21 protein-coding genes are annotated in these 21,883 nt (G+C 67.5%); 8 read left to right on the forward strand and 13 right to left on the reverse strand.

The genetic code is table 11. The features are described 5' to 3' along the window. Positions 1-3: 3 nt before the first annotated feature. Both pgaC and pgaD read left to right on the forward strand, forming a co-directional pair. Positions 4-1,254: a poly-beta-1,6-N-acetyl-D-glucosamine synthase gene (pgaC, locus tag ACT6SE_RS14105; RefSeq protein ID WP_153643664.1), complete on the forward strand. Its 1,251-nt coding sequence runs from the start codon at positions 4-6 to the stop codon at positions 1,252-1,254. After that, a complete protein-coding gene (gene pgaD, locus ACT6SE_RS14110; protein WP_014647778.1) occupies positions 1,251-1,721 on the forward strand; it encodes a poly-beta-1,6-N-acetyl-D-glucosamine biosynthesis protein PgaD in 471 nt (156 codons plus the stop codon). Before pgaC ends, pgaD begins: the two co-directional genes overlap by 4 nt. 112 nt (positions 1,722-1,833) lie before the next feature. Here the strand turns inward: pgaD and ACT6SE_RS14115 are convergent, their stop codons facing one another. The 11 genes from ACT6SE_RS14115 to ACT6SE_RS14165 all read right to left on the reverse strand — a co-directional run bounded on the left by ACT6SE_RS14115 (position 1,834) and on the right by ACT6SE_RS14165 (position 13,269). Further along, on the reverse strand, positions 1,834-3,105 hold the full coding sequence (locus ACT6SE_RS14115) for a glutamate-5-semialdehyde dehydrogenase (protein WP_046431726.1): 1,272 nt from the start codon (positions 3,103-3,105) through the stop codon (positions 1,834-1,836). After that, positions 3,102-4,259 (reverse strand): glutamate 5-kinase, encoded by a 1,158-nt coding sequence (proB, locus tag ACT6SE_RS14120; RefSeq protein ID WP_014647780.1) that lies wholly within the window; start codon positions 4,257-4,259, stop codon positions 3,102-3,104. Before proB ends, ACT6SE_RS14115 begins: the two co-directional genes overlap by 4 nt. 11 nt (positions 4,260-4,270) lie before the next feature. Next, the gene (locus ACT6SE_RS14125; RefSeq protein ID WP_046431729.1) at positions 4,271-4,534 is read right to left on the reverse strand and encodes a YciI family protein; all 264 of its coding nucleotides are present in this window, start codon (positions 4,532-4,534) and stop codon (positions 4,271-4,273) included. Further along, positions 4,534-5,829 carry an argininosuccinate lyase gene (argH, locus tag ACT6SE_RS14130; protein WP_014647782.1) on the reverse strand — a complete coding sequence of 432 codons (1,296 nt, stop codon included), beginning with the start codon at positions 5,827-5,829 and terminating at the stop codon, positions 4,534-4,536. Before argH ends, ACT6SE_RS14125 begins: the two co-directional genes overlap by 1 nt. 20 nt (positions 5,830-5,849) lie before the next feature. After that, positions 5,850-6,803 carry an N-acetyl-gamma-glutamyl-phosphate reductase gene (gene argC, locus ACT6SE_RS14135; protein WP_046431732.1) on the reverse strand — a complete coding sequence of 318 codons (954 nt, stop codon included), beginning with the start codon at positions 6,801-6,803 and terminating at the stop codon, positions 5,850-5,852. After that, on the reverse strand, positions 6,800-7,399 hold the full coding sequence (locus tag ACT6SE_RS14140) for a GNAT family N-acetyltransferase (protein WP_046431734.1): 600 nt from the start codon (positions 7,397-7,399) through the stop codon (positions 6,800-6,802). Before ACT6SE_RS14140 ends, argC begins: the two co-directional genes overlap by 4 nt. 4 nt (positions 7,400-7,403) lie before the next feature. Continuing rightward, entirely contained in the window at positions 7,404-8,732 is a 1,329-nt protein-coding gene (locus tag ACT6SE_RS14145; RefSeq protein ID WP_046431735.1) for an acetylglutamate kinase, read from the reverse strand. Between the two features lie 75 nt (positions 8,733-8,807). Continuing rightward, positions 8,808-9,896 (reverse strand): acetylornithine deacetylase, encoded by a 1,089-nt coding sequence (locus ACT6SE_RS14150; protein WP_014647786.1) that lies wholly within the window; start codon positions 9,894-9,896, stop codon positions 8,808-8,810. Positions 9,897-10,047: 151 nt separating this feature from the next. Further along, a complete protein-coding gene (locus ACT6SE_RS14155; RefSeq protein ID WP_014647787.1) occupies positions 10,048-11,244 on the reverse strand; it encodes an argininosuccinate synthase in 1,197 nt (398 codons plus the stop codon). Between the two features lie 119 nt (positions 11,245-11,363). Then, complete coding sequence (locus tag ACT6SE_RS14160) at positions 11,364-12,374, reverse strand: N-acetylornithine carbamoyltransferase (RefSeq protein ID WP_014647788.1); 1,011 nt, start codon at positions 12,372-12,374, stop codon at positions 11,364-11,366. Between the two features lie 331 nt (positions 12,375-12,705). After that, positions 12,706-13,269 carry a hypothetical protein gene (locus ACT6SE_RS14165; RefSeq protein WP_014647790.1) on the reverse strand — a complete coding sequence of 188 codons (564 nt, stop codon included), beginning with the start codon at positions 13,267-13,269 and terminating at the stop codon, positions 12,706-12,708. A gap of 188 nt (positions 13,270-13,457) precedes the next feature. Between ACT6SE_RS14165 and cysS the strand changes: the two genes are divergently transcribed. From cysS to ACT6SE_RS14180, 3 genes are read left to right on the forward strand one after another with little or no spacing between them, the layout of a single operon-like run. Continuing rightward, on the forward strand, positions 13,458-14,834 hold the full coding sequence (cysS, locus tag ACT6SE_RS14170) for a cysteine--tRNA ligase (protein ID WP_014647791.1): 1,377 nt from the start codon (positions 13,458-13,460) through the stop codon (positions 14,832-14,834). A gap of 54 nt (positions 14,835-14,888) precedes the next feature. Then, positions 14,889-15,341, forward strand: coding sequence for a SufE family protein (locus ACT6SE_RS14175; protein ID WP_032956126.1), 453 nt, complete (start codon positions 14,889-14,891; stop codon positions 15,339-15,341). Further along, positions 15,338-16,585 carry an MFS transporter gene (locus ACT6SE_RS14180; protein ID WP_032956128.1) on the forward strand — a complete coding sequence of 416 codons (1,248 nt, stop codon included), beginning with the start codon at positions 15,338-15,340 and terminating at the stop codon, positions 16,583-16,585. Before ACT6SE_RS14175 ends, ACT6SE_RS14180 begins: the two co-directional genes overlap by 4 nt. 552 nt (positions 16,586-17,137) lie before the next feature. Here ACT6SE_RS14180 and dksA read toward each other — a convergent pair. Next, the gene (dksA, locus tag ACT6SE_RS14185; RefSeq protein ID WP_014647794.1) at positions 17,138-18,364 is read right to left on the reverse strand and encodes an RNA polymerase-binding protein DksA; all 1,227 of its coding nucleotides are present in this window, start codon (positions 18,362-18,364) and stop codon (positions 17,138-17,140) included. A 271-nt stretch (positions 18,365-18,635) separates the two neighbouring features. On the opposite strand from dksA, the gene yidD reads away from it, so the two are divergent. Genes yidD through ACT6SE_RS14200 form a run of 3 tightly spaced genes read left to right on the forward strand, consistent with a single transcriptional unit; the run spans position 18,636 to position 21,083 of the window. Beyond that, on the forward strand, positions 18,636-18,890 hold the full coding sequence (yidD, locus tag ACT6SE_RS14190; RefSeq protein WP_014037867.1) for a membrane protein insertion efficiency factor YidD: 255 nt from the start codon (positions 18,636-18,638) through the stop codon (positions 18,888-18,890). Between the two features lies 1 nt (position 18,891). Beyond that, positions 18,892-20,238, forward strand: a complete 1,347-nt coding sequence (locus ACT6SE_RS14195; RefSeq protein WP_014647796.1) for a dihydroorotase — start codon at positions 18,892-18,894, stop codon at positions 20,236-20,238. Further along, the gene (locus ACT6SE_RS14200) at positions 20,238-21,083 is read left to right on the forward strand and encodes a M23 family metallopeptidase (RefSeq protein ID WP_153643659.1); all 846 of its coding nucleotides are present in this window, start codon (positions 20,238-20,240) and stop codon (positions 21,081-21,083) included. Before ACT6SE_RS14195 ends, ACT6SE_RS14200 begins: the two co-directional genes overlap by 1 nt. A gap of 89 nt (positions 21,084-21,172) precedes the next feature. On the opposite strand, the gene ACT6SE_RS14205 is transcribed toward ACT6SE_RS14200, so the two are convergent. Further along, on the reverse strand, positions 21,173-21,877 hold the full coding sequence (locus ACT6SE_RS14205; protein ID WP_032956133.1) for a squalene/phytoene synthase family protein: 705 nt from the start codon (positions 21,875-21,877) through the stop codon (positions 21,173-21,175). Positions 21,878-21,883: the final 6 nt, after the last annotated feature.

Here is a 21,883-nt window from a genome sequence, read left to right on the forward strand (position 1 = left end):
GACATGCATCCGCTGCTGCAGGTCCTGTTCCAGTTCGCCTTCTACTACCCGATGGTGATGGCGTTCTTCTGGATGTCCGGTGGCCTGTACTACTACTTCCGGCGCGAGCGTCACTCACGTCCGCGCAACGATCCGCCCTTGATGATCGCCCCTCCCTTCGCGACCTTGCTGGTGCCCTGCCACAACGAAGCAGAAAACCTGGACGACACGCTCACTGCGGCGCTGGCCCAGCGCTACCCCGCCGATTACGAAGTGATCGCCATCGACGATGGCAGCAGCGATGACACCGGCGCACGGCTGGATGCGCTGGCGGCAAGGCATCCACGGCTTCGCGTGCTGCACCTGGACCGCAACCTGGGCAAGGCCAATGCGCTGCGCATGGGCGCACTGGCCGCACGCTCGGAGTACCTGGTGTGCATCGATGGCGATGCGATGCTGGAAGAGCATGCACTGCACTGGATGGTCTGGCACCTGGTCAGTGGCAACCGGGTCGGTGCGGTCACCGGCAACCCGCGCATCCGCAACCGCTCCACCCTGCTCGGACGCCTGCAAGTGGCGGAATTCTCCTCGATCATCGGCATGATCAAGCGGGCACAGCGCGTGTATGGCCGCATCTTCACCATCTCCGGCGTGATCGCCGGCTTCCGCCGCACTGCCCTGCACCAGGTCGGCTGGTGGTCGGATGACATGGTGACCGAGGACATCGACATCAGCTGGCGCCTGCAGCGCGCGCACTGGGACATCCGCTACGAACCCAATGCGCTGTGCTTCATCCTGATGCCGGAGACGCTCAAGGGCCTCTGGCGGCAGCGCCTGCGCTGGGCCCAGGGCGGCGTGGAAGTGATGCTGCGCCACGCGCGCTCGCTGCTGCACTGGAAAGAGCGGCGCATGTGGGGCGTGCTGCTGGAGTACGTGTTGAGCGTGGTCTGGGCCTACACGATGCTGTTCATCGTGCTGCTGTGGGCACTGGGCAAGTTCATCGAGCTGCCGCCGCAGCTGCATATCGCCAGCCTGCTGCCGGAGTGGCATGGCGTGATCCTGGCGCTGGTCTGCCTGCTGCAGTTCGCCAGCAGCCTGATCATCGACCGGCGTTACGAAACACAGATTGGACGCAATTACTTCTGGGTCATCTGGTACCCGATGGCGTACTGGCTGATCAGCCTTTCCACCACCCTGGTGGCGCTGCCCAAGACGCTGCTGCGCCGTGGCAGCAAGCGCGCCACCTGGACCAGCCCTGACCGGGGGATCCGATGAACGCGCAACGCCCGTCCAACCGCTTCGACTCGCGGATGATCCGCAAGCCGCATCGCCAGCCACACTTCCAGCGCACGGCCTGGGGCTTCGTCACCCTGGCGTTCTGGGGCTTCTACTTCTATCTGTGGGCCCCCCTGGTGACCCTGCTCTCGTGGTTGATCGGTGGCCAGCTGGCCTGGCGGCAGCTCTACGAACGGCAGAACCAGTTCGACCCGTACGTGCTGGTCGCGCTGCCATTGATGCTGCTGTGCGCCAGCGTGCTGCTGATCGCCTGGGCCGAGTACAACCGCGCCCGCTTCCGTGGCCGCGAACGCCGCCTGCCGCGGCCCCTGGCCAGCCTCAACGAAGTGGCCGCCGATCTGGGCGCCAGCACCGGGCTGGCCGAACGCCTGATGGGCTGCAAGGCCGCCACGCTGCACATGGATGATCACGCACGGCCGGTCGGCATCCGCCGCGAGGTGGTGTAACCCGACGACCTGGTAGCTGCCGACCTTGGTCGGCGCTTGGGCCTGGTGGGTGCCGGCCTTGGTCGGCACCGGGGTTTGCCGCGAAGAGCATCTACGCGCCGCGTGGATCCACTTATGTACGCGTCTGCCCTTCGCCGCGCACGACAAATCGTTCAACGGTGAGGGCTTCCAAGCCCATCGGGCCGTAGGCGTGCAGGCGCGTGGTGGAAATACCGATCTCACTGCCCAGGCCCAGCTGGCCACCATCGGAGAAGCGCGACGAAGCGTTGACCATCACCACCGCCGAGCGCAGCGCGTTGACGAAGCGCTCGGCGTGGCCGGTGTCCTCGGTGGCGATCACTTCGGTGTGGTCGGAGGTATAGGTGCGGATGTGCGCGATGGCTGCATCAAGATCATCGACCACGCGCACCGCCAGCACCAGATCGAGGAACTCGGCGGCGTAATCCTCCTCGGTCGCCGCCGTGCTGCCCGGCAGCAACGGCTGCGCCTGCGCATCGGCGCGCAGCTGCACCCCACGCTCACCCAGCGCCTGCGCCACGCGCGGCAGGAACGCGTCAGCCACGGCGCGGTGCACCAGCAGCGTCTCCAGCGAATTGCACGCCGCCGGCCGGCTGCACTTGCCGTCCACCAGCAGGTCGATGGCCTTGCCGAGGTCGGCGCTGGCGTCCACGAACAGGTGGCACACCCCCTTGTAATGCTTGATCACCGGCACGCGCGCGTGCTCGGCCACGAAACGGATCAGGCCTTCGCCGCCACGCGGAATGGCCAAGTCGATCAGCTCATGCAGCTGCAGCAGTTCCAGCATCGCCTCGCGGCGCAGGTCGGTGAGCACGGTCACCGCCGCCGGCGGTACGCCGTTGGCCTTCAATGCACCGGCCAGCGCCTGGGCGATGGCGGTATTGGAGTGGATCGCTTCGGAACCACCGCGCAGGATCACGCCATTGCCGGCCTTCAGGCACAGCGCGGCGGCTTCGGCCGTCACGTTCGGGCGCGCCTCATAGATCATCGCGATCACGCCCAGCGGCACGCGCACCTTCTGCACGCGGATGCCGTTGGGACGTACGTCGTCGCGCGTCACCTGGCCGACCGGGTCAGGCAGCGCGGCCACCTCGCGCACCGCCTCGGCCATCGCGAACAGCCGCGGCGGGTCCAGTGCGAGGCGGTCGAGCATGGCACTGCCAACGCCCTTGTCGCGCGCGGCGGCGAGGTCGCGTGCGTTGCCGGCCAGGATCAGTCCGGCATTTACTTCCAGGGCCTGCGCCATCGCCAGCAGCAGCATGCGTCGCGCCGCACTGTCCAGGCCGGCAACGATCTGCGCTGCATCACGGCAGGCGCGCGCCTGGGCTTCGATTTCGCTCATCGGGGTGTCCTTCAAACCGGTCATGGCAGCACCAGGTCGTCACGATGGACGACGCTACCACCGTAGTTGTAGCCCAGCACGGCCTGGATGTCGCGCGAATGATGGCCGGCGATCCGGCGCACGTCGTCGGCCGCGTACTGGCTGACGCCGCGGGCGACACAGACACGCCCCTGCGGTGCGATCCAGCACACCTGCACCATGTCGCCGCGGCGGAATGCCCCCTCGGCAGCGGTGATGCCGCCGGGCAGCAGCGAGGCGCCCTTCTCCCGCATCGCCTGTGCCGCACCGGCATCGACGACGATCGCGCCCTCGGCCAGCGGCGCGTGCCGCAGCCAGTGCTTGCGGGCAGCCTCGCGGCTGCGTGCGGCGTGGATGCGGGTGCCGAACAGGCGGTCCTGCGCCAGCGCGCGCACCACATCGCTGCTGCGGCCGTTGAACAGGTAGGTTTCGATGCCGAGGCGGCCCGCCTTGGCCGCCGCCTCCAGCTTGGTACGCATGCCGCCGGTGCCGGCGCGCGAGCCGGCGCCGCCGGCCATCGCCAGCACATCGTCACTCAGTTCCGGCACGTCGTGCAGTGGCCGCGCGTCGGCCACGGTGCGCGGATCTGCGCTGTACAGGCCGTCGATGTCGGTGGCGATGAACAGTGCATCGGCATCGACCAGCGCGGCCACGGTCGCGGCCAGGTTGTCGTTGTCACCGAGCTTGAGCTCGTCCACCGATACGGTGTCGTTCTCGTTGACCACCGGCAGCGCACCCAGCCGCAGCAGTTCGCTCAGCGTGGCGCGTGCATTGAGGTAGCGGCGGCGGTTGCGCAGGTCGTCGTGGGTCAGCAGCACCTGCGCCACCGGGCGCTCGAAGAAGCGCTGCCAGAGCCCGATCAGCTGCGCCTGGCCGAGCGCGGCCAGGGCCTGCCGCGCCGCCATCGCCGCACCGGGTTCATCGGCCCGCGGCAGGATCGCGCGCCCCGCCGCAACCGCGCCGGAGGAGACGATCACCACCTCGCGCCCAGCCAGTACGTTGGCGGATACAAACTGGGCCAGGCCCAGCGCGTGGCGTGGCGACAGGCCGCCACCATCGGCCGCCAGCAGGCTGCTGCCAACCTTCAGCACCGCACGCCGCCATGGCGGCAGCGCCTGTTGCGGGAACGGCGAAGCGACGGTGGCGGCGTGCAGGGTCATCGGTCAGGGCCTCAGCGGGTATTCCATTCGTGCACGGTCAGCTCGGAAGCGTGCATCGTCACCAGCGGATCGGTGGCGACGATCGCCTGCGCCTGTTCCAGGCTCTCGACGTTGCACAGCACATAGGCGCCACCGCTGCCATCGGCGAAACCACCGGTCAGCTGCAGCTTTCCCTGTGCCTGCAACGCCTCGAGGAAATCGCGGTGCGGCTGCACCGCCGCATCGTTGAAGTCCGGCCGGCGCATCGCCATCACCAGGTAGACAGTGTCCGCCATCAGGACAGCGCCTGCCAGCGTGCGCGCAGTTCGTCCAGGCGCAGATCGGCGGCCGAGCCCGGCGATACACGCGCAGCCAGGCTGCCTTCCGGGGTACGTCCCTGCCCTGCGCTGTCGGCACCGGCTGCAGCGGCCTTGTAGGCCTCGCGGAACGGCACACCGGCCACCGCCGCTTCCACGGCGACGTCGGTGGCATACATGCCCGAATCGATCGCTGCGCGCAGCCTGTCGTCACGCCACTCCAGATTGGCCAGCAGCGCCGGCAGCAGTTCCAGCGCGGCCAGGCCACGGCCGAAGCCGTGGAAGATGGCGCCCTTGGACGACTGCAGGTCACGGTGATAACCCGAAGGCAGCGACAGCAGCTGCTCGATCTCGGTGCGCGCGGCGGCGACGCTGGCGTGGGTCGCACGCATCAGCTCGATCACGTCCGGGTTGCGCTTGTTGGGCATGATCGAACTGCCGGTGGTGTACTGCGCCGGCAGCGCGACGAAGCCGAACTCGGCGCTGGTGAACAGCGACAGGTCCCAGGCGATGCGGCGCAGGTCCAGCGTAGCGCCACCGAGTGCTTCCAGCGCGGCCAGCTCGAACTTGCCGCGCGACAGCTGTGCGTAGATCGGCGAGATCTGCATGCGCGCGAAACCGAGCGCGGCCGTGGTGTGCTCGCGGTCCAGCGGCAGGTTCACCCCGTAGCCGGCGGCGGTGCCGAGCGGATTGGCGTCGACCAGCGCATGGGTGTCACGGGCGCGGATGGCGTTGTCGATGAAGGCCTCGGCCCATCCGGCCCACCACATGCCGGCCGAAGAGACCACGGCGCGCTGGATATGGGTATAGCCGGGAATCGGCAGGTCCTTCTCGGCCTGCGCACGGTCCAGCGCGATCTTGGCCACGTCGGTGCTGAGCCCGGCCACGCGCAGCAGCTTCTCCTTCAGCCACAGGCGGGTGGCGACCAGGATCTGGTCATTGCGGCTGCGGCCGGTGTGGATCTTGCGGCCAGCGTCGCCGAGGCGTTCGGTCAAACGCGCTTCGATTGCTGAGTGACCGTCTTCGTACTGCGTATCCAGCACGAAGCGGCCTTCACGGAAATCCTGCGCCAGCACGTCGAGCTCGCGCAGCAGGCCTGCCAGCTCGTCGGCGCTGAGGATGCCGATGTGCTGCAGGCCCTGCGCATGCGCGGCGCTGGCAGCGATGTCATGCAGGAAGAACTCGCGGTCGAGGATCACGTCGTCGCCGGCGAGGAAGGTCTGGATCTGGGCGTCGACAGCGACGCCGGGCTTCTGCCAAAGAAGGTCTGCCATGGGGGCTCCGGAAGGCGTGTTCAGTGCGGGATCGACGTCAGTTCGTCGATGCCCAGCGCAAGGTTGAGGTTCTGCATGGCCTGGGTGGCCGCGCCCTTGAGCAGGTTGTCCAGGGTCGCCACCACCACCACCCGCTTGCCGCCAGGGGCCAGGGTGAAGCCACCGACCTGGGCACCGTGGCGGCCGGCGATGCGGCTGACCCACGGCGCTTCATCCACCACTTCGATCAGGGGTTCGCCGGCATAGGCCTGCTGGAAGCGCTCGACGATCTGTTCGCGGGTCTGCACGCGGTTCAGCCACAGGTTGGCGGTCAGCGTGATGCCGCGGAAATGCGGCGCGACGTGCGGCATGAACTCGACGGCCACGCCCAGCTGCACCGACACCTCGCGCTCGTGCACGTGGTTGGTCAGCGCATACGGCATCAGGTTGTCGGCCAGCAGTTCGACGTTGTTCTTGTCCGACGGCGTGGTACCGGCACCGGAGTAGCCGGAGACACCGAAGCACTGCGGCGGGCCGGCCAGCAGGTCCAGCAGCGGATGCACCGCCAGCTGCATCGCCGTGGCATAGCAGCCCGGGTTGCTGATGTGCTTCTGGCCGTTGTAGCGGCCGCGGGTCAGCTCCGGCAGGCCGTAATACCAGCTGTTGTCGAAGCGGTAGTCGGCCGAGAGATCGACGATGACGGTGTCCGGCTTGGCGGCTTCAAGCGCGGCCACGAACGGTGCGGCCAGGCCGTTGGGCAGGGCCAGGATCACCGCGTCCACGGCTTTGGCGGCCACCGCGTCGGCATCCAGGTTCTCGTACTGCAGCTCGCCCTGGAATTCCGGGTGGTGGTCGGACAGGCGCTGCCCGGCGCGCTCGCGCGAGGAGACGAAGGCCAGTTCCAGGCGCGGATGGGCGGCCACCAGCTTGATCAGCTCGGCGCCGGTATGGCCGCGGGCCCCGACGATGCCCAGGGTGAAAGTCGAATCGTTCATGCGTGGCTGTCCAGGCGGTACTGCAGGTGGCGCTTCACGCCCTGCCATTCCGCATCGATGATGGAGAAGATGACGGTGTCGCGCGGCGTGCCGTCGGCGTGCCGCTTGTGGTTGCGCAGCACGCCATCCTGCTTGGCGCCGAGGCGTGCGATGGCGGCGCGCGAAGTGAAGTTGAACCAGCTGGTCTCGAACACGACGCTCAGGCACTGCAACCGCTCGAACGCGTGGCTGAGCAGCATCAGCTTGGTCTCGGTGTTGACCCCGGTGCGTTGCGCAGACTCGCCATACCAGGTGTAACCGATACTCAGGCGCGGCACGTCCGCTTGCAGATCGTAGTAGCGGGTGGTGCCGACAATCTGGTCGTTGGCATCGAACACCACGAACGGCAGCACCCTGCCTTCGGCCTGCGCCTGCAGCGCTGCCTGCACGTAGCTGGCCATGGTCTTCGCATCGGGCACCTGGGTGTACCAGAGCCTGGACAACGCGCCATCGCCAAGCGCGCCGCGCAGGCCATCGATATGCCCCATCTGCAGCGGCTCCAGCCGCGCATGGGTGCCCGCCAGCGTAGGGACCTTGGTCCAGTCGGCATGGTTCATGTGTTCAGCCCTGCAGGCTCGGCGCGCGCCGGGCGCAATGGTCGACATAGGTCTTGATCCGGTCGATGCCGTCGGCGCCGAACCAGAACACCTTCCAGTGGTCCTGCTTGTAGCAGCCGTCGGATTCAGCGTAATAGAAGTGGTTGATCGGATTGCCATGGCGCGAACGCCAGAACAGCTGCGGGGTTTCCTCCAGCATCACGTTCCAGACCGCGCGGCCCAGGCCCTCGCCCTGCGCATCGTCGAGCACGGCGAACTTGTCCAGGTACACGCCCTCGGCCTCGTCGGTGAGGATCACCGCGGTGCGGTAGTTCTCGCTGACGTAGGCGCGCAGCAGCTTCGTCTTTTCGAAGTACTCCGGCACCAGGGTGCGGCCGAAGCTGGATTCGATCAGGCCCTTCAGGCGCGGCAGGTCCAGCGCGTTCCAGGCGGTGGCGCGCAGCACCTTCTCGCCCTTGCGCACCAGCGTGCCCGACCCCTTGTGGGTGAACAGTTCCTTGGCCAGATCGGCCGGGCGCGTGATCGACACCGACGATTCCAGCGGCAGGCGATCGAGCAGATCCTTGATCTGTTCGATCTTCACCTTCATGCCGCCGTGGATCCACGGCTGCGCGATCAGGTGGTCGTACTCGGTGGACAGGTTGATCGAATCGATCACGTTGCCCTGCTCGTCCAGCAGGCCGCCAGTGCCGGTCAGGAAGATGATCTTGTATGGCTGCAGTTCCTGCACCAGCTCGTTGGCGGCGAAGTCGGCGTTGACGTTGAGGATCTGGCCGCCAGCGGTCTCGCCCAGGCTGGTGATGACCGGGATCGACCCGGCACGCAGGCTGGCCTCGATCGGTGCCAGGTTGACCTTCTTCACCTCGCCGACCAGGCCGTAGGTGTCCACGTCCAGGTACTGGGCCTCGAACACGCCGCCGGTGATCGAGGTGGCGCGCGCGCCGTTCTGCTGCAGCGCCTCGACCAGGCGCAGGTTGGACTGCTGGAACACCCGGCGCACGATCGCCAGCGCCTCCGGCGACGTCACGCGCAGGCCGTTGACGGTCTGCTTCTCGATGCCGGCGGCCGACAGTTCGGCATCCAGCTGCGGGCCGGCGCCGTGCAGCACGATCGGGGTCAGCCCGACTTCCTGCAGGAACGACAGCGAAGAGGTCAGCGCGTCGAGGTCGTCGCGCAGCACCGCGCCGCCGACCTTGACCACGGCGAAGCGCTTGGCGTCCAGCTGCGAGAAGCGCTTGAGGTACTGGCTGATCTCCTTCGCGCTGGCCATGCTGGAAAGCAGGCGCACGATGGTCTGGCGGGTCTGGCGGTGGGGCTGGAGGGCAGGAGACATTTCGGTTTCGTCACAGGCGGCGGTCGCCGCGTTGCAGTTCCACCCGGCCAGGGCCGGGCGGCGTTGTAGGGTCGATCAGGCGCCGGCGGCGATGATGCGATGCACGGCGTCGGTGTAGCGCTGCAGCTGCTCCAGCGTCACGAACTCATCAGCGGTGTGGGCCTGGGCGATGTCGCCCGGGCCGAACACCAGCGTGGTGTAGCCACCGGCGGAGAACAGCGAGGCCTCGGTCCAGAAGTCCACCGCGTTGCCGATCGGCAGCTCCAGCGCATCGGCCACATCGCGCGCCAGCAGGCGGCGGTTCTCGGCCTCGGCGATGTCACCGGCCGGCAGGCTGGGGCCACGGAACGTTTCGGTGAACACGGCGGCTTCCGGTTCGGCGAAACCGGCGAAGGTCGCCAGCAGGCCATCGATGTCCATCGACGGCAGCGGGCGGAACCCGAAGCGCACCTCAGCAGCCGGTGCGATCATGTTGGCCTTGATCCCGCCTTCGACGCGACCGATGTTGAAGCGCAGCCCGGTCAGCCCGCCGAAGCGGGCCGAGGCCAGCGATTCCACATGGTCCAGTGCACGGTTGCCCCAGCGCATGGCCTGGTGCAGCGCGCTGGCGGCCGCGTCCTGCTTGCCGGACGCATGGCCGGCGCGGCCGGCGAACTGCATCAGCACCGAGCTGATGCCACGATGCGCCAGCACCGCTTCACTCATGGTCGGCTCGGCCACCAGCACCGCTTCATACGGCAGGCCACGGGCCAGGAACGCGGCGATACAGCGCGGATCGTTGGCTTCCTCGTCGCTGGAGAACAGGAAGGCGGCATCGCCATCGCTGGCATTGGCCGCCGCCACCAGCGCAGCGGCGGCGCCCTTGATGTCACACACGCCCAGGCCGACCACGCGGTCGTCCAGGCGGCGCATCACATGCGGGTCGGCACTCCAGTGCGGCGAGTCCGGCACGGTGTCCAGGTGCACGTTGAACAGGTACTTCGGCGTCCCGCGCACGGCGTACAGGCTGACTGCGCCAGCGCCATGGTCGATCACCTCGACGTTGAAGCCGGGCAGGTTGTCGCGCAGGTAATCGAAGATGCCACCGGTGGTGATCGCACGCGGCGGGTTGCGGGTGTCGAAGGACACCAGGGCCTGCAGGTGATCGAGCGTCTGTTCAAGCATGTGTCTGAATATCCGTAGGGTTCGAAATCGGTAGTGCCGGCCGCTGGCCGGCTCCGCAATGATCCAGCCGTGCCACGAGCCGGCCAGCGGCCGGCACTACCCTCCATCGACGTTGCGAGGCGCCGGCCAGCGGCCGGCACCCCGTCACAGGTCAACCGCGATTGACCTGCGCATAGACAGTGGAGCTCATCCCGAACAGCTTGATGAAGCCTTCAGCCTCCTCCACGCCCCAGTCGGCCGACTGCGCGTAGGTGGCGCCCTTGGTGTTGAGCAGGTGCGGCGACTTCACGGCCACCGCATCGACGCGGCCACCACGGGTTTCCAGCACCACTTCGCCGTTGACCTTGGCCTGCGAGGACTTCAGGAAGGCTTCAATGTCGGTCTTCAGCGGGTCGTGGTAGAAGCCTTCGTACACCAGCTCCACCCACTTGCGTGCCACGTCCGGCTTGAAGCGGTTCTGCTGCTTGGTCAGCACCGCATCTTCCAGCGCACGGTGTGCGGCCAGCAGCGAAACCAGGCCCGGGGCCTCGAACACGATGCGGCCCTTCAGGCCGATCACGGTGTCGCCGGTGTAGACGCCGCGGCCCACGCCGTACGGGGCGAACAGCTTGTTGAGCTGGGCCAGGATCTGGTCGCCCGGCAGCGCCTTGCCGTCCAGTTCGACGGCTTCGCCTTCAACGAACTTCAGGGTCACGGTCAGGGCCTGCTCCGGCCACTCGCTGCGCGGTGCGCACCAGCCACGCGCGCCCTCGCCCGGAGCTTCCCACCGGTCGATCTCGCCGCCGGACATGGTCAGGCCCAGCAGGTTCTCGTTGATGGTGTAGGCCTGCTGCTTGGCGCGCACGCCGAAGCCACGCTCTTCCAGGTACTTCTGCTCGTAGGCGCGGGTCTGGGTGTGTTCCTTCTGGATCTCGCGGATCGGCGCGATGATCTGGTAGTCGCCCAGCGCCTTCACGGCCAGGTCGAAGCGGACCTGGTCGTTGCCCATGCCGGTGCAACCGTGGGCGATGATGTTGGTGCCCAGCTCGGCAGCACGCTTCAGCGCGGCATCGACGATCAGGTAGCGGTCCGAGACCAGCAGCGGGTACTGGCCCTGGTAGCCTTCGCCGGCCCACACGAACGGCTTGACGAAGCCTTCCCAGATGGCCGGGCCACCGTTGACGGTGAGGTGGCTCGCCACGCCCAGTTCGGCGGCGCGCTTCTCGATGAAGTCACGCTCTTCATCATCGACGCCGCCGGTGTCGGCGAACACGGTGTGCACGTTGTAGCCGCGCTCCTGCAGGTACGGCACGCAGAAGCTGGTATCCAGGCCGCCGGAGAAGGCGAGAACGACGTCTTTGTTGCTCATGGGGGTCAGGTCCACTTGGGGGATGGGAATTCGGTAGAGCCGACCGTTGGTCGGCTGGAATATTGGATGCGCCGCTGCGGGAGCAGCCGACCAACGGTCGGCTCTACCCCTTGTTCGATCTAGCGCCCGGCAACCGCCGCCATGATCGCCTTCTGCACGTGCAGGCGGTTCTCGGCTTCGTTGATGGCGATGCACTGCGGCGAATCCATCACCGCGTCGGTGGCCTTCACGTTGCGGCGCAGCGGCAGGCAGTGGCTGAACACACCATTGTTGGTCAGCGCCATCTTCCGCTCGTCCACGATGAAGTGCTTGAACTGGTCGCGGATCGGCTTCTCCGGTTCCCAGTTGCCGAAGAACGGCAGCGCGCCCCAGCTCTTGGCGTAGACCACGTCGGCGCCGGCGTAGGCGCTGTCGATGTCATGGCTGATCTTCAGCGAGCCGCCGCTCTCGGCCACGTTCTGCTCGGCCCAGCCCATGTAACGCTCGTCGAGGATGTAGTCGGCGGTCGGGCACAGCAGGGTCACGTCCATGCCCATGCGGGTGGCGATGGTCAGCGCCGAATTGGCAACGGCGGTGTTCAGCGGCTTGGGGTGGTAGGTCCAGGTCAGCACGTACTTCTTGCCACGCAGGTCCTGGGTGCCGAAGTGCTCCTGCAGGGCCATGATGTGGGCCAGCTCCTGGCACGGGTGGGTGATGGTCTCCATGTTGATGACCGGCACCGGCGAGTACCTGGCGAAGCTGTTGAGGACGATGTCCTGGCGGTCGTAGGCCCAGTCGATGAACTTGGGGAACGCACGCACGGCGATGATGTCGCAGTAACGACCCAGCACCTTGGCCACTTCAGCGATGTGCTCTTCGGTATCGCCGTCCATCACCGTGCCGAGGTTGAACTCGATCGGCCACGCATCCTTGCCCGGCTGCAGCACCACCGCGTGGGCACCGAGCTGGAACGCGCCCAGTTCGAAGCTGGTGCGGGTGCGCATGGACGGGTTGAAGAACACCAGCGCGATCGACTTGCCCTTGAGCTGGTCGCCGAGCTTGTTGCGCTTGAACAGCGCCGCCTGGGTCAACAGCGCGTCGAGATCGCTGCGGCTCCAGTCCTGGGTGTTCAGGAAGTGCTTGGGGGACATCATCTTTCCTTGCGTGGCGGCGCCGGTTTCGACGCGGTGGAAGGGAAAACAGGAATCAAAGGTGGAGCGGGAAGATTGCAGTTGCAGCTTTCAGAAGATGCACTTTTGAAGCGCGGAAACGAAAAAACCCAGCCGGCGGGCTGGGTTTTTTCGGACGAACAGCAAAAAGCTCCGGTTACCCAGCGAGGATGTGGGGTTCCGGTCGACGCGCACGCGAGGTCATGCCCGACGCCTGTCGGGCTGCGCTGCTGTCGTGCTGGAAGTCGGTGAGCTTCATGGTCAACCATCTTTGCATGCGGCCGAGGCCGGCGCAAGGGCCGGGGTCCCAGAATCAGGGATTGCTGGCCGTGCCCTGCTCCGGGCCGACCCAGGGCGTGATCGACACCCGGATCTTGAGCCGGTTGCCGGGGTCTTCCGGCAGCCGCGAACGGTACTTGGTGCCCTTGTAGACGTAATCCACGTCGTAGGCGATGGGCCGGCGGAATTCACGCCCCACCGGCACGATGCGGCAGTCGCGGGTCAGCATCGGGCCAGTGTTGGCCGGTGCCGGGGCCGGCGTCTCGGCTCCGGGCTCCTCAACGGCCTCTTCGTCGCTGCGCTTGAACATCGAGCGCACCGAGTCCCAGAAGCGGCTGATCCGGCCCTTGTCCTCGACCGGCTCCTCGCCGGTCACGTTCACCGGGGCCAGGGTTCGGGTCGACACCGGCTCGCAGTGCTCCTCGGTGCGGGTCGCGCGCAGGGTCTGGAACACCGGCTCCACGTTCAGCACCTGGGCGTAGTCGAACTTCACGTTCTCAACGATCACCACCCGGTTGCGGGGCTCGGCCTCCTGCGCCAGCACCACGGCGGGCAGCGCCGACAGGCAGGCCAGGGTCAGCAACGCGGTGGATTTCATTGGCGACGGGAGCAAGGACACGGCAATAGTGTAGGCAGTGGCGAGCGCAAGGGGCTGAACATTACCCGTCCACGCCGCTCCTGCCCACCCCACCCCGGGTGGCCCCGGCGTCCACCGGTGGCAACGGGTGCCCCCAAAGGGGGCCGACACGTTCTAAAATCACAGGCTTGTCCCCCAGCCACAGCCCCATGACCCTGCGCCTGCACAACAACCTGACTCGCCAGCTCGAACCGTTCACCCCGCTCGATCCGGCCTGTCCGACCCTGTATGTGTGCGGCCCGACGGTCTACAACTACGTGCACATCGGCAACGCCCGTGGCCCGGTGGTGTTCGGGGTGCTGGCCGACCTGCTGCGGCGCCGTTTCGGTGGCCTGCGCTACGCGCGCAACATCACCGACGTGGACGACAAGATCAACACCGCCGCGCGCGAGCAGGGCGTACCGATCAGCACCATCACCGACAGGTTCGCCGCCGCCTACCGTGAGGACATGGCCGCGCTGGGCGTGGTGCCGCCGGACATCGAGCCGGAGGTGACCGCGCACATTCCGCAGATCATCACCATGATCGAGCAGCTGATCGCCAACGGGCATGCCTACGCTGCCGAAGGCCACGTGCTGTTCGCGGTGGCCAGCTTCGATGGCTACGGCAAGCTCTCGCGCCGCGATCCGGACGAAATGCTGGCCGGCGCCCGTGTCGACGTGGCCCCGTACAAGCGTGATCCGGGTGATTTCGTGCTGTGGAAGCCGTCCAGCGACGACCTGCCCGGCTGGGCGTCGCCCTGGGGCCGTGGCCGCCCGGGCTGGCACATCGAGTGCTCGGCAATGGCCGCCGCCCACCTGGGCGAGACCATCGACATCCATGCCGGCGGCGTCGACCTGCAGTTCCCGCACCACGAGAACGAGCTTGCGCAGAGCGAGTGCGCCCACGGCGGCAAGATCTTCGCCCGCTTCTGGCTGCACAACGGCATGCTCAACTTCGGCGGCGCCAAGATGAGCAAGTCGCTGGGTAACATCGAGCGCGTGCACGACCTGGTGCGCCAGCACCCGCCGGAAGCACTGCGCCTGGCCCTGCTGTCGGCCCACTACCGGCAACCGCTGGACTGGTCCGATGGCCTGATCGAACAGTCGGTGCGCACCCTGGACCGCCTGTACGGCACCTTGCGCGAACTGGCTTCAGTCGAGGCGGTCGTTGCGATCCCGGCCACGGTCGAAGCGACCCTGGATGACGATCTGAACACCCCGCAGGCACTGGCCGAAGTGGCCCGCATCGCCGCCGATGCGCGTCGTGCCACCGATCCGGCCGAGCAGGCGCGCCTGAAGGGTGAACTGCTCGGCGCCGGACTGGCACTGGGCCTGCTGCAGGCCGATCCAGCGCAGTGGTTCGGCACTGCGGCCAGCGACGGCGGCGACGATGCCCGCATCCAGGGCCTGATCGATGAGCGTGCCGCTGCCAAGAAGGCGCGCGACTTCGCCCGTTCCGACGCCATCCGCGACCAGCTGGCCGCCGAAGGCATCGTGCTGGAAGACACCCCGCAGGGCGTGCGCTGGTCGCGCAAGCGCGGCTGACCCGCCCTGCCCCGTGGCCGGTACGCCGGCCACGCCCCCACCGTAGAGACTGTTGTGATCGACTCCCCGTTCCCGCTTGAACCCACCGCCGCCGAGGCACAGGCCGCCATCGCCGAGGAATTCGGCTTCTTCGGCGACTGGTCCGAGCGTTACCAGTACCTGATCGACCTCGGCCGCAAGCTGCCGGCCTTCCCGGAAGAATGGAAGACCGAAGAGCATCGCCTGCTCGGCTGCCAGTCGATGGTCTGGATCGTGCCCGAAGGCAACGCGCAGTCGCTGCGCTTCCATGCCATCAGTGATTCGGCGATTGTCTCCGGCCTGATCTTCCTGGCCCTGCGTGTGTACTCCGGGCGCTCGGCGCAGGAGATCCTGGCCACCGAGCCGAGCTACATCCAGGACATCGGCCTGGCCCGCCACCTCTCGCCGACCCGCAGCAACGGCGTGGCGGCGATGCTGGCCTTCATCCGCGAGACCGCGCAGGCCCAGCTGCAGCGCGACCCGTCGTGAGCGAGCCTGCCACAGCCGAAGACAGCGCGCTGGGCCTGCTGTCCCGGCCCGGTTTCGCCAGGCTGCTGGCGTACCGCATCTTCGCGATGCTGTCCTACCAGGTGGTCGCGGTCACCGTCGGCTGGCACATCTACGAAGTCACCCGCAATCCGTTCTCGCTGGGCCTGATCGGCCTGGCCGAGGTGCTGCCGTTCTTCTGCGTGGCGCCGTTCGCCGGTTACCTGGTGGATCACCTGCCGCGCCGCCGCCTGGGCATGGTCGCCTGTTGCGGACTGATCGCCACCGCACTGGTATTGACCAGCGTGGCCATGGGCTGGCTGCCGATCGACGGCGTGTGGCCGATCTACGCAGCCATTGCGCTGACCGGCATGGTCCGCGCCTTCCTGTCGCCGATCTACAACGCCCTGTTCGCCCGCGTACTGGCCCGTGACCAGTTCGCGCGTGGCGCCGGCCTGGGCGCGGTGGTATTCCAGGCCGGCATGATCGCCGGCCCGGCACTGGGCGGCGTGCTGGTCGGCTTCGGTGGCAAGGGCCTGTCCTACGCGGTGGCCACCGCCTTCGCGCTGGTGGCGATGGCCTGTCTGGCCACGCTGAAAGTGGAGGAGCCGGTGCACACCGGCCCTGCCGCGCCGATCTTCAAGAGCATCGCCGAAGGCGCGCGCTTCGTGGTCGGCAACCGGATCATGGTCGGCGCGATGGCGCTGGACATGTTCTCGGTGCTGCTGGGCGGCGTGGTGGCGATGCTGCCGGCGTTCCTGCACGAAATCCTGCACCACGGCCCGGAAGGCCTGGGCATCCTGCGCGCGATGCCGGCGCTGGGCTCGGTGTGCGTGGGCCTGTGGCTGGCCCGCCACCCGCTGCACCGCAATGCCGGCCGCGTGCTGCTGTTCGCGGTGGCCGGCTTCGGCCTGTGCGTGATCAGCTTCGGGCTGTCGCAGCACTTCTGGCTGTCGGCGCTGATCCTGCTGTTCTACGGCGCCTTCGATGGCGTCTCGGTGGTGATCCGCTCGACCATCCTGCAGCTGGCCACGCCGGAAGAAATGCGCGGTCGCGTATCGTCGATCAACGGTATCTTCATCAGTTCGTCCAACGAGCTGGGCGCGTTCTATGCCGGCACGATGGCGAAGCTGCTCGGCCTGGTACCGGCCGTGGTGCTGGGCGGGTTCGCGGTGCTGAGCGTGGCCGGGATCACCGCGTGGAAGAACCCGACGCTGCGGAAGTTGAATCTTCGCGACCTGCAGTGAGCCTGTAGAGCCGAGCCCATGCTCGGCTGCGTATTTCCGTGCGCCCACGCGCCGGGCCATGCCCGGCGGGCTCTTTCCGCGGCCGCGGTGGGGTGTCACATTTCTTTTCGCGCGAAAAGAAAAGTAACCAAAGAAACACGCCGCCATCCGCGAGCCGGCGCTGCGCGCCGGTGCCCTGTGCTCCTCGGTGAATCAGGGGACGACGCGGAGAGCCAGCCGACCAGCAGTCGGCTCTACAGGATAGAGCCGCCTCTTCGCCCCTGATTCCCCTGCGGTGCTCGGCTCGCTACAAGGCGGACTCAACAGCCGCGAGCGCACGCATGACCGCTCCTGATAGAGCCAAGCCATGCTTGGCTGCCTTTGCCTTTGCTTTTGCTTTTGCTCTTCCTTGCCCTCCGGCTTCGGCCTGAGCCGAGCGTGGGCTCGGCTCTACATCGGACCCACCCGCAGGCTCCACCCGATACCCGGAAGGCGCTCTACACAGCCAACTCGAACCCAACAAAAAACCCGGCCGAAGCCGGGTTTTCTGCATGACCAGACAACGATCAGGAATCAGTCGCCCTGCTGCTTCTGCAGATGCTCCCAACGCTCCTGGGCATCGATGGTGCGCTCGGCGGTCAGGCGCGCCTCCAGGCGCTCCAGGCCGATTTCTTCGCCGGTGTCGACGCAGTAACCGTAGTCGCCCGCTTCCAGGCGCTTCAGGGTGCTGTCGATCTTGCCGATCAGCTTGCGGTAGCGGTCGCGGGTACGCAGTTCCAGCGAGTTCTCGGTTTCGCGGGTCGCGCGCTCGGCTTCGTCGCCGATGTCACGCACTTCCTCGCGCAGGTTCTCGATGGTCTGCTTGGACTCTTCCACCAGGTCCGCGCGCCAGTTCTGCAGGCGCTGGCGGAAATACTCCTGCTGCAGCGGGCTCATGTATTCCTCTTCCGAGGACGGCTTGTAGCCAGCCGGCAGGATCGGGCGGCCGGTGGCCTCGTCGGTCTTGTATTCGACCACCTTGTACTTGCTGCGCGGGGCCGGTGCTGCCGAGCGGGCGGCGACGGCCACGGCAACCTTGCCGACAGGGCGCGACACGGTCTTCGGGGCGGAATCGGATTTCACGGCGGTTTTGGCAGGCGATTTCGAAACGGGCACGGGATTCTTGGATTGCGGGGCCTTCGAAGCGGCAGGAGCGGCGGCCGGGGCCGGCTTGGGGGCCGGTTGGGCTGCTGCCACTGCCACGGTCTTGGCCGGGACAGGCTTGGCCGGAGCCGGCTTGGCAGCAGGCTTCGGTGCGGACTTCACTACTGGGGCCGGGGCCGGCTTTACGGCCGGTGCGGCAACATTCTTGGCAACCTTCTTTGCAGCGGCAGGCGTGGCGACCGGCTTGGCCGCAGCGACCTTCTTTGCCGCCGGCTTGGCGACCGGCTTGGCTGCAGCCTTCTTCACCACCGCCTTCGGCGCCGGCTTGGCTGCTGCCTTCTTGACCACCGGCTTGGCGACGGTCTTCTTCACCGGCGCAGCCTTGCTGACGGCCTTTTTCACCGGCGCCTTCTTGCTGGCAGCGGCTGGCTTGGCCTTGGCGGGCGCAGCGGCTTTCTTCGCCACCGGCTTGGTTGCCTTGACCGGCGTTTTCTTTGCGGTGGCCTTCCTGGCCGCCGGTTGCGAGGACGCTGCCTTGGTCGCCGGCTTGCTCGCCGGCTTCTTGGCAACGGGCTTTGCCGCCAACTTCTTCACAACAGGCTTGGCGGTTTTCTTGGCGGCCGTTGCGGCCTTCTTTGCAGTTTTTTTAGCAGCCACGAAACGCTCTTCCTTGGATTCCCCGGGGCCCGGGAAAGCGGGCCTTTATAGCCTACCCGACCCGCAGCAGCAACCTCGGCACCCTGCTCCATTCAGTCCTGGAGCCAAGGCGCCCAATGGGCAGTCCGACGAACACGGACCGCCTTGCGCGGTACGGAACCTGGCCAGCACCCGACGGTGCTGGTACCGGTCGCAGGCCATCGGCGACATGCGACCAACGGCCCATCCTGCACAAATGCGGCCTTCATGCCAACTGGCATAAGATGACTGGGTGATCTCGCGCCTGCTCATCGCCCTGCTGCGCTTCTACAAGCGCTTCATCAGCCCCTTGCTGGGGCCCCGCTGCCGTTTCGTGCCGAGCTGTTCTGAATACGCGATGGACGCGATCTCGCGGCACGGCCCGCTGCGCGGCAGCTGGCTGGCTGCGCGCAGGCTGGGCCGCTGCCACCCGTTCCATCCCGGCGGCTTCGACCCCGTGCCCGAGTCCCCCAACGCCCCCTCTTGCCGTTGCACAGGAAAACATTGACATGTCCTCCACCCTCATCACCAATGCCCGCATGGTCAACGAAGGCCGCACCTTCGACGGCGACCTGCGCATCGAGAACGGCCGCATCGCGCAGATCGGCAACGGGCTGGCGCCGCGCGACGGCGAGCAGGTGGTGGACGCGGCCGGGCGCTGGCTGCTCCCGGGCATGATCGATGACCAGGTGCACTTCCGCGAACCGGGCCTGACCCACAAGGGCGACATCGCCAGCGAATCGGCGGCGGCCGTGGCCGGTGGCCTGACCAGCTTCATGGACATGCCCAACACCAACCCGCCGACGCTGGATTCGACCATCCTGGAAGCCAAGTACGAACTCGCGCGCGGCCGCGCCTGGGCCAACTACGGCTTCTACCACGGCGCCAGCAATGACAACCTGGACGCCATCCGTGCGCTGGACCCGAAGAAGGCGCCGGGCGTGAAGGTGTTCATGGGTGCTTCGACCGGCAACATGCTGGTCGACAACCCCGAAACGCTGGACGCGATCTTCCGCGAATGCCCGACCCCGATCATCACGCACTGCGAAGACACGCCGATGATCGATGCCAACCTGAAGGCCTTCCAGGAAAAGTACGGCGATGCGCTGACCCCGGACATGCACCCGGACATCCGCTCGCGCGAAGCCTGCATCAAGTCGACCCGCCTGGCGATGTCGCTGGCGCGCAAACACGGCACCCGCCTGCACGTGCTGCACATCTCCACCGCCGATGAACTGGCGCTGTTCGAGAAGGGCCCGCTGATCCGCGCCGATGGCAGCCGCAAGCAGATCACCGCTGAAACCTGCGTGCACTTCCTGCACTTCGCGCGCCCGGACTATGCGACCAAGGGCAACCTGATCAAGTGCAACCCGGCCATCAAGGAAGTGTCCGACCGCGAGGCGATCACCGCTGCGCTGGCCGACGACGTGCTGGACGTGCTGGCTACCGACCACGCGCCGCACACCTGGGAAGAGAAGCAGAAGCCCTACGCGCAGGCCCCCTCCGGCCTGCCACTGGTGCAGTACGCGCTGGTGGCCGCGCTGGAGCGCGTGCACGAAGGCAAGCTGACCCGCGAGCAGGTGGTGCAGAAGTTCGCCCACGCCCCGGCGCAGCTGTTCGACGTGGAAGAACGTGGTTTCCTGCGCGAAGGCTACTTCGCCGATCTGGTCCTGGTCGAAGACGTGCCGTTCACGGTCAAGCGCGAGGACGTGCTGTCCAAGTGCGGCTGGTCGCCGTTTGAGGGCACCACCTTCCGTTCGCGCGTCGCCTCCACCTGGGTCAACGGCCAGCTGGTGTGGGACGGCAGCAACCTGGTGGGCGAACCCGCCGGCCAGCGCATGACCTACGACCGCTGATGCGCTCGGCACTTCTGATCGGGTCGCTGCTGGCCGCGCCCCTGTTTTCCGTACCCGCGGCGCAGGCGCAGGATGGCATTGGCAGCCTGATCGACAGCCGCGTGGTGTTCCCGACCAGTGCATCGCAGGGCGCACTGGTGATCGGCAAGGTTCCCGCCGGCAGCCGCGTGCAGTACGCCGGTCGCCAGCTGCGGGTGAGCGGCTACGGCAGCGTGGTGTTCGGCATCGGCCGTGACGAGAAGGGCCCGCTGCGCGTGCAGGTGCAGCGCCCCGATGGTGGCAGCGAGACCGCGACCATTGCGGTGACGCCGCGCGACTGGCCCACAGAGCGGGTCAATGGTGTGCCGCCGAAGACGGTCAACCCGCCGCCGGCAATTGCCGAGCGGATCAAGCGCGAGCAGGCGCAGGTGACTGCCGCGCGTGCCCGCGATGACGACCGTACCGACTTCACCCAGACCTTCATCTGGCCGGTGCAGGGCCGCATCAGCGGCCGCTTCGGCAATGCGCGCGTGTACAACGGCCAGCCCGGTGCCGGTCATTCCGGCATGGACATCGCGGTGCCGACCGGCACGCCGGTGAAAGCACCGGCCGCCGGCATCGTCACCTTCGCCGGCCCGGACCTGTACCTGACCGGCGGCACGTTGCTGCTCGACCACGGCTTCGGGGTCAGCTCCAACTTCCTGCACCTCTCGCGCATCGACGTAAAGGTCGGCGACCGGGTTGAACAGGGCCAGGTGATCGCTGCGGTCGGCGCCACCGGCCGTGCCACCGGCCCGCACCTGCACTGGGGCATGAACTGGTTCGAGACCCGTATCGACCCGCTACTGGTGCTGGAGCGCAAGTAACGGTAGTGCCGGCCGCTGGCCGGCAACCTCATCCTCTTCCGCGCCCTGCTGGATGCCGGCCAGCGGCCGGCACTACCAGGTACGTTGGATCAACCGCGCGCGGCCCACCACACGCGCAGCAGGGTGCGCACCGGGGTGGCCTCGATCGGCTTGCCTGCGGCCTGTGCCGCCACCCGCGCACGCGCCAGGCTGGACCACACACGGCGCGGGCGCGGGCCGGGCACGCGGGTGCCCCACCCCTTCAACAGATGCTGCGCCCAGCGCTGTGCGGCATTGCTGGCGTCCTCGTCCAGCAGGCTGCGCGGCACACCCGCCACGCCAGCGTCCTGCAGGCGCTGCGCCAGGGTCTGCAGCTGCACCGCACGACCGGCGCCGGTGCGCGGCTTGTCAGCGAACAAGGCCGCCTCCACCGCGGCTACGGCCTCGGCGTAGTTCGCCAGCGCGCGCTCGGCGCCGGCCGCATCCAGCGCGACCGTGCGCGCTTCAACCAGATCTGGAAGTGCTTCGGCCAACTGGGCCCACGGTGCACGCACCGGCTCCAGCAGCCTGCCCAGCGGATGGCGCGAGCGATGTCCCGCCCAGCTGCGCAGCTCCTCGCCCCACCACGCCAGCTTGGCGTCGGCCGGCAGCGGATCGCCGCTGGTGTTGAGCATGTCGTCGAACTCCTGCAGCAGCGCGAACCACGCCACTGCAAGCTCGCGTTGCGATTCGGCCACGAACGGGGCGGCCACCGACCATTCCGGCCAACGGCTGCGCCACTTGTCGAGGAAACTGTCCAGCGCGGTACTGCTCACTACACC

It is taken from the genome of Stenotrophomonas sp. LC732 (genome assembly GCF_052446685.1).
GTDB classification, from domain to species: domain Bacteria; phylum Pseudomonadota; class Gammaproteobacteria; order Xanthomonadales; family Xanthomonadaceae; genus Stenotrophomonas; species Stenotrophomonas muris.

What these genes read in the sequence shown, in the direction of transcription:
- pgaC (WP_153643664.1), top strand. Translation starts at nt 4, where the DNA reads ATGCATCCGCTGCTGCAGGTCCTGTTCCAGTTCGCCTTCTACTACCCG.
- pgaD (WP_014647778.1), top strand. Translation starts at nt 1,251, where the DNA reads ATGAACGCGCAACGCCCGTCCAACCGCTTCGACTCGCGGATGATCCGC.
- ACT6SE_RS14115 (WP_046431726.1), bottom strand. Translation starts at nt 3,105, where the DNA reads ATGACCGGTTTGAAGGACACCCCGATGAGCGAAATCGAAGCCCAGGCG.
- proB (WP_014647780.1), bottom strand. Translation starts at nt 4,259, where the DNA reads ATGACCCTGCACGCCGCCACCGTCGCTTCGCCGTTCCCGCAACAGGCG.
- ACT6SE_RS14125 (WP_046431729.1), bottom strand. Translation starts at nt 4,534, where the DNA reads ATGGCGGACACTGTCTACCTGGTGATGGCGATGCGCCGGCCGGACTTC.
- argH (WP_014647782.1), bottom strand. Translation starts at nt 5,829, where the DNA reads ATGGCAGACCTTCTTTGGCAGAAGCCCGGCGTCGCTGTCGACGCCCAG.
- argC (WP_046431732.1), bottom strand. Translation starts at nt 6,803, where the DNA reads ATGAACGATTCGACTTTCACCCTGGGCATCGTCGGGGCCCGCGGCCAT.
- ACT6SE_RS14140 (WP_046431734.1), bottom strand. Translation starts at nt 7,399, where the DNA reads ATGAACCATGCCGACTGGACCAAGGTCCCTACGCTGGCGGGCACCCAT.
- ACT6SE_RS14145 (WP_046431735.1), bottom strand. Translation starts at nt 8,732, where the DNA reads ATGTCTCCTGCCCTCCAGCCCCACCGCCAGACCCGCCAGACCATCGTG.
- ACT6SE_RS14150 (WP_014647786.1), bottom strand. Translation starts at nt 9,896, where the DNA reads ATGCTTGAACAGACGCTCGATCACCTGCAGGCCCTGGTGTCCTTCGAC.
- ACT6SE_RS14155 (WP_014647787.1), bottom strand. Translation starts at nt 11,244, where the DNA reads ATGAGCAACAAAGACGTCGTTCTCGCCTTCTCCGGCGGCCTGGATACC.
- ACT6SE_RS14160 (WP_014647788.1), bottom strand. Translation starts at nt 12,374, where the DNA reads ATGTCCCCCAAGCACTTCCTGAACACCCAGGACTGGAGCCGCAGCGAT.
- ACT6SE_RS14165 (WP_014647790.1), bottom strand. Translation starts at nt 13,269, where the DNA reads ATGAAATCCACCGCGTTGCTGACCCTGGCCTGCCTGTCGGCGCTGCCC.
- cysS (WP_014647791.1), top strand. Translation starts at nt 13,458, where the DNA reads ATGACCCTGCGCCTGCACAACAACCTGACTCGCCAGCTCGAACCGTTC.
- ACT6SE_RS14195 (WP_014647796.1), top strand. Translation starts at nt 18,892, where the DNA reads ATGTCCTCCACCCTCATCACCAATGCCCGCATGGTCAACGAAGGCCGC.
- ACT6SE_RS14200 (WP_153643659.1), top strand. Translation starts at nt 20,238, where the DNA reads ATGCGCTCGGCACTTCTGATCGGGTCGCTGCTGGCCGCGCCCCTGTTT.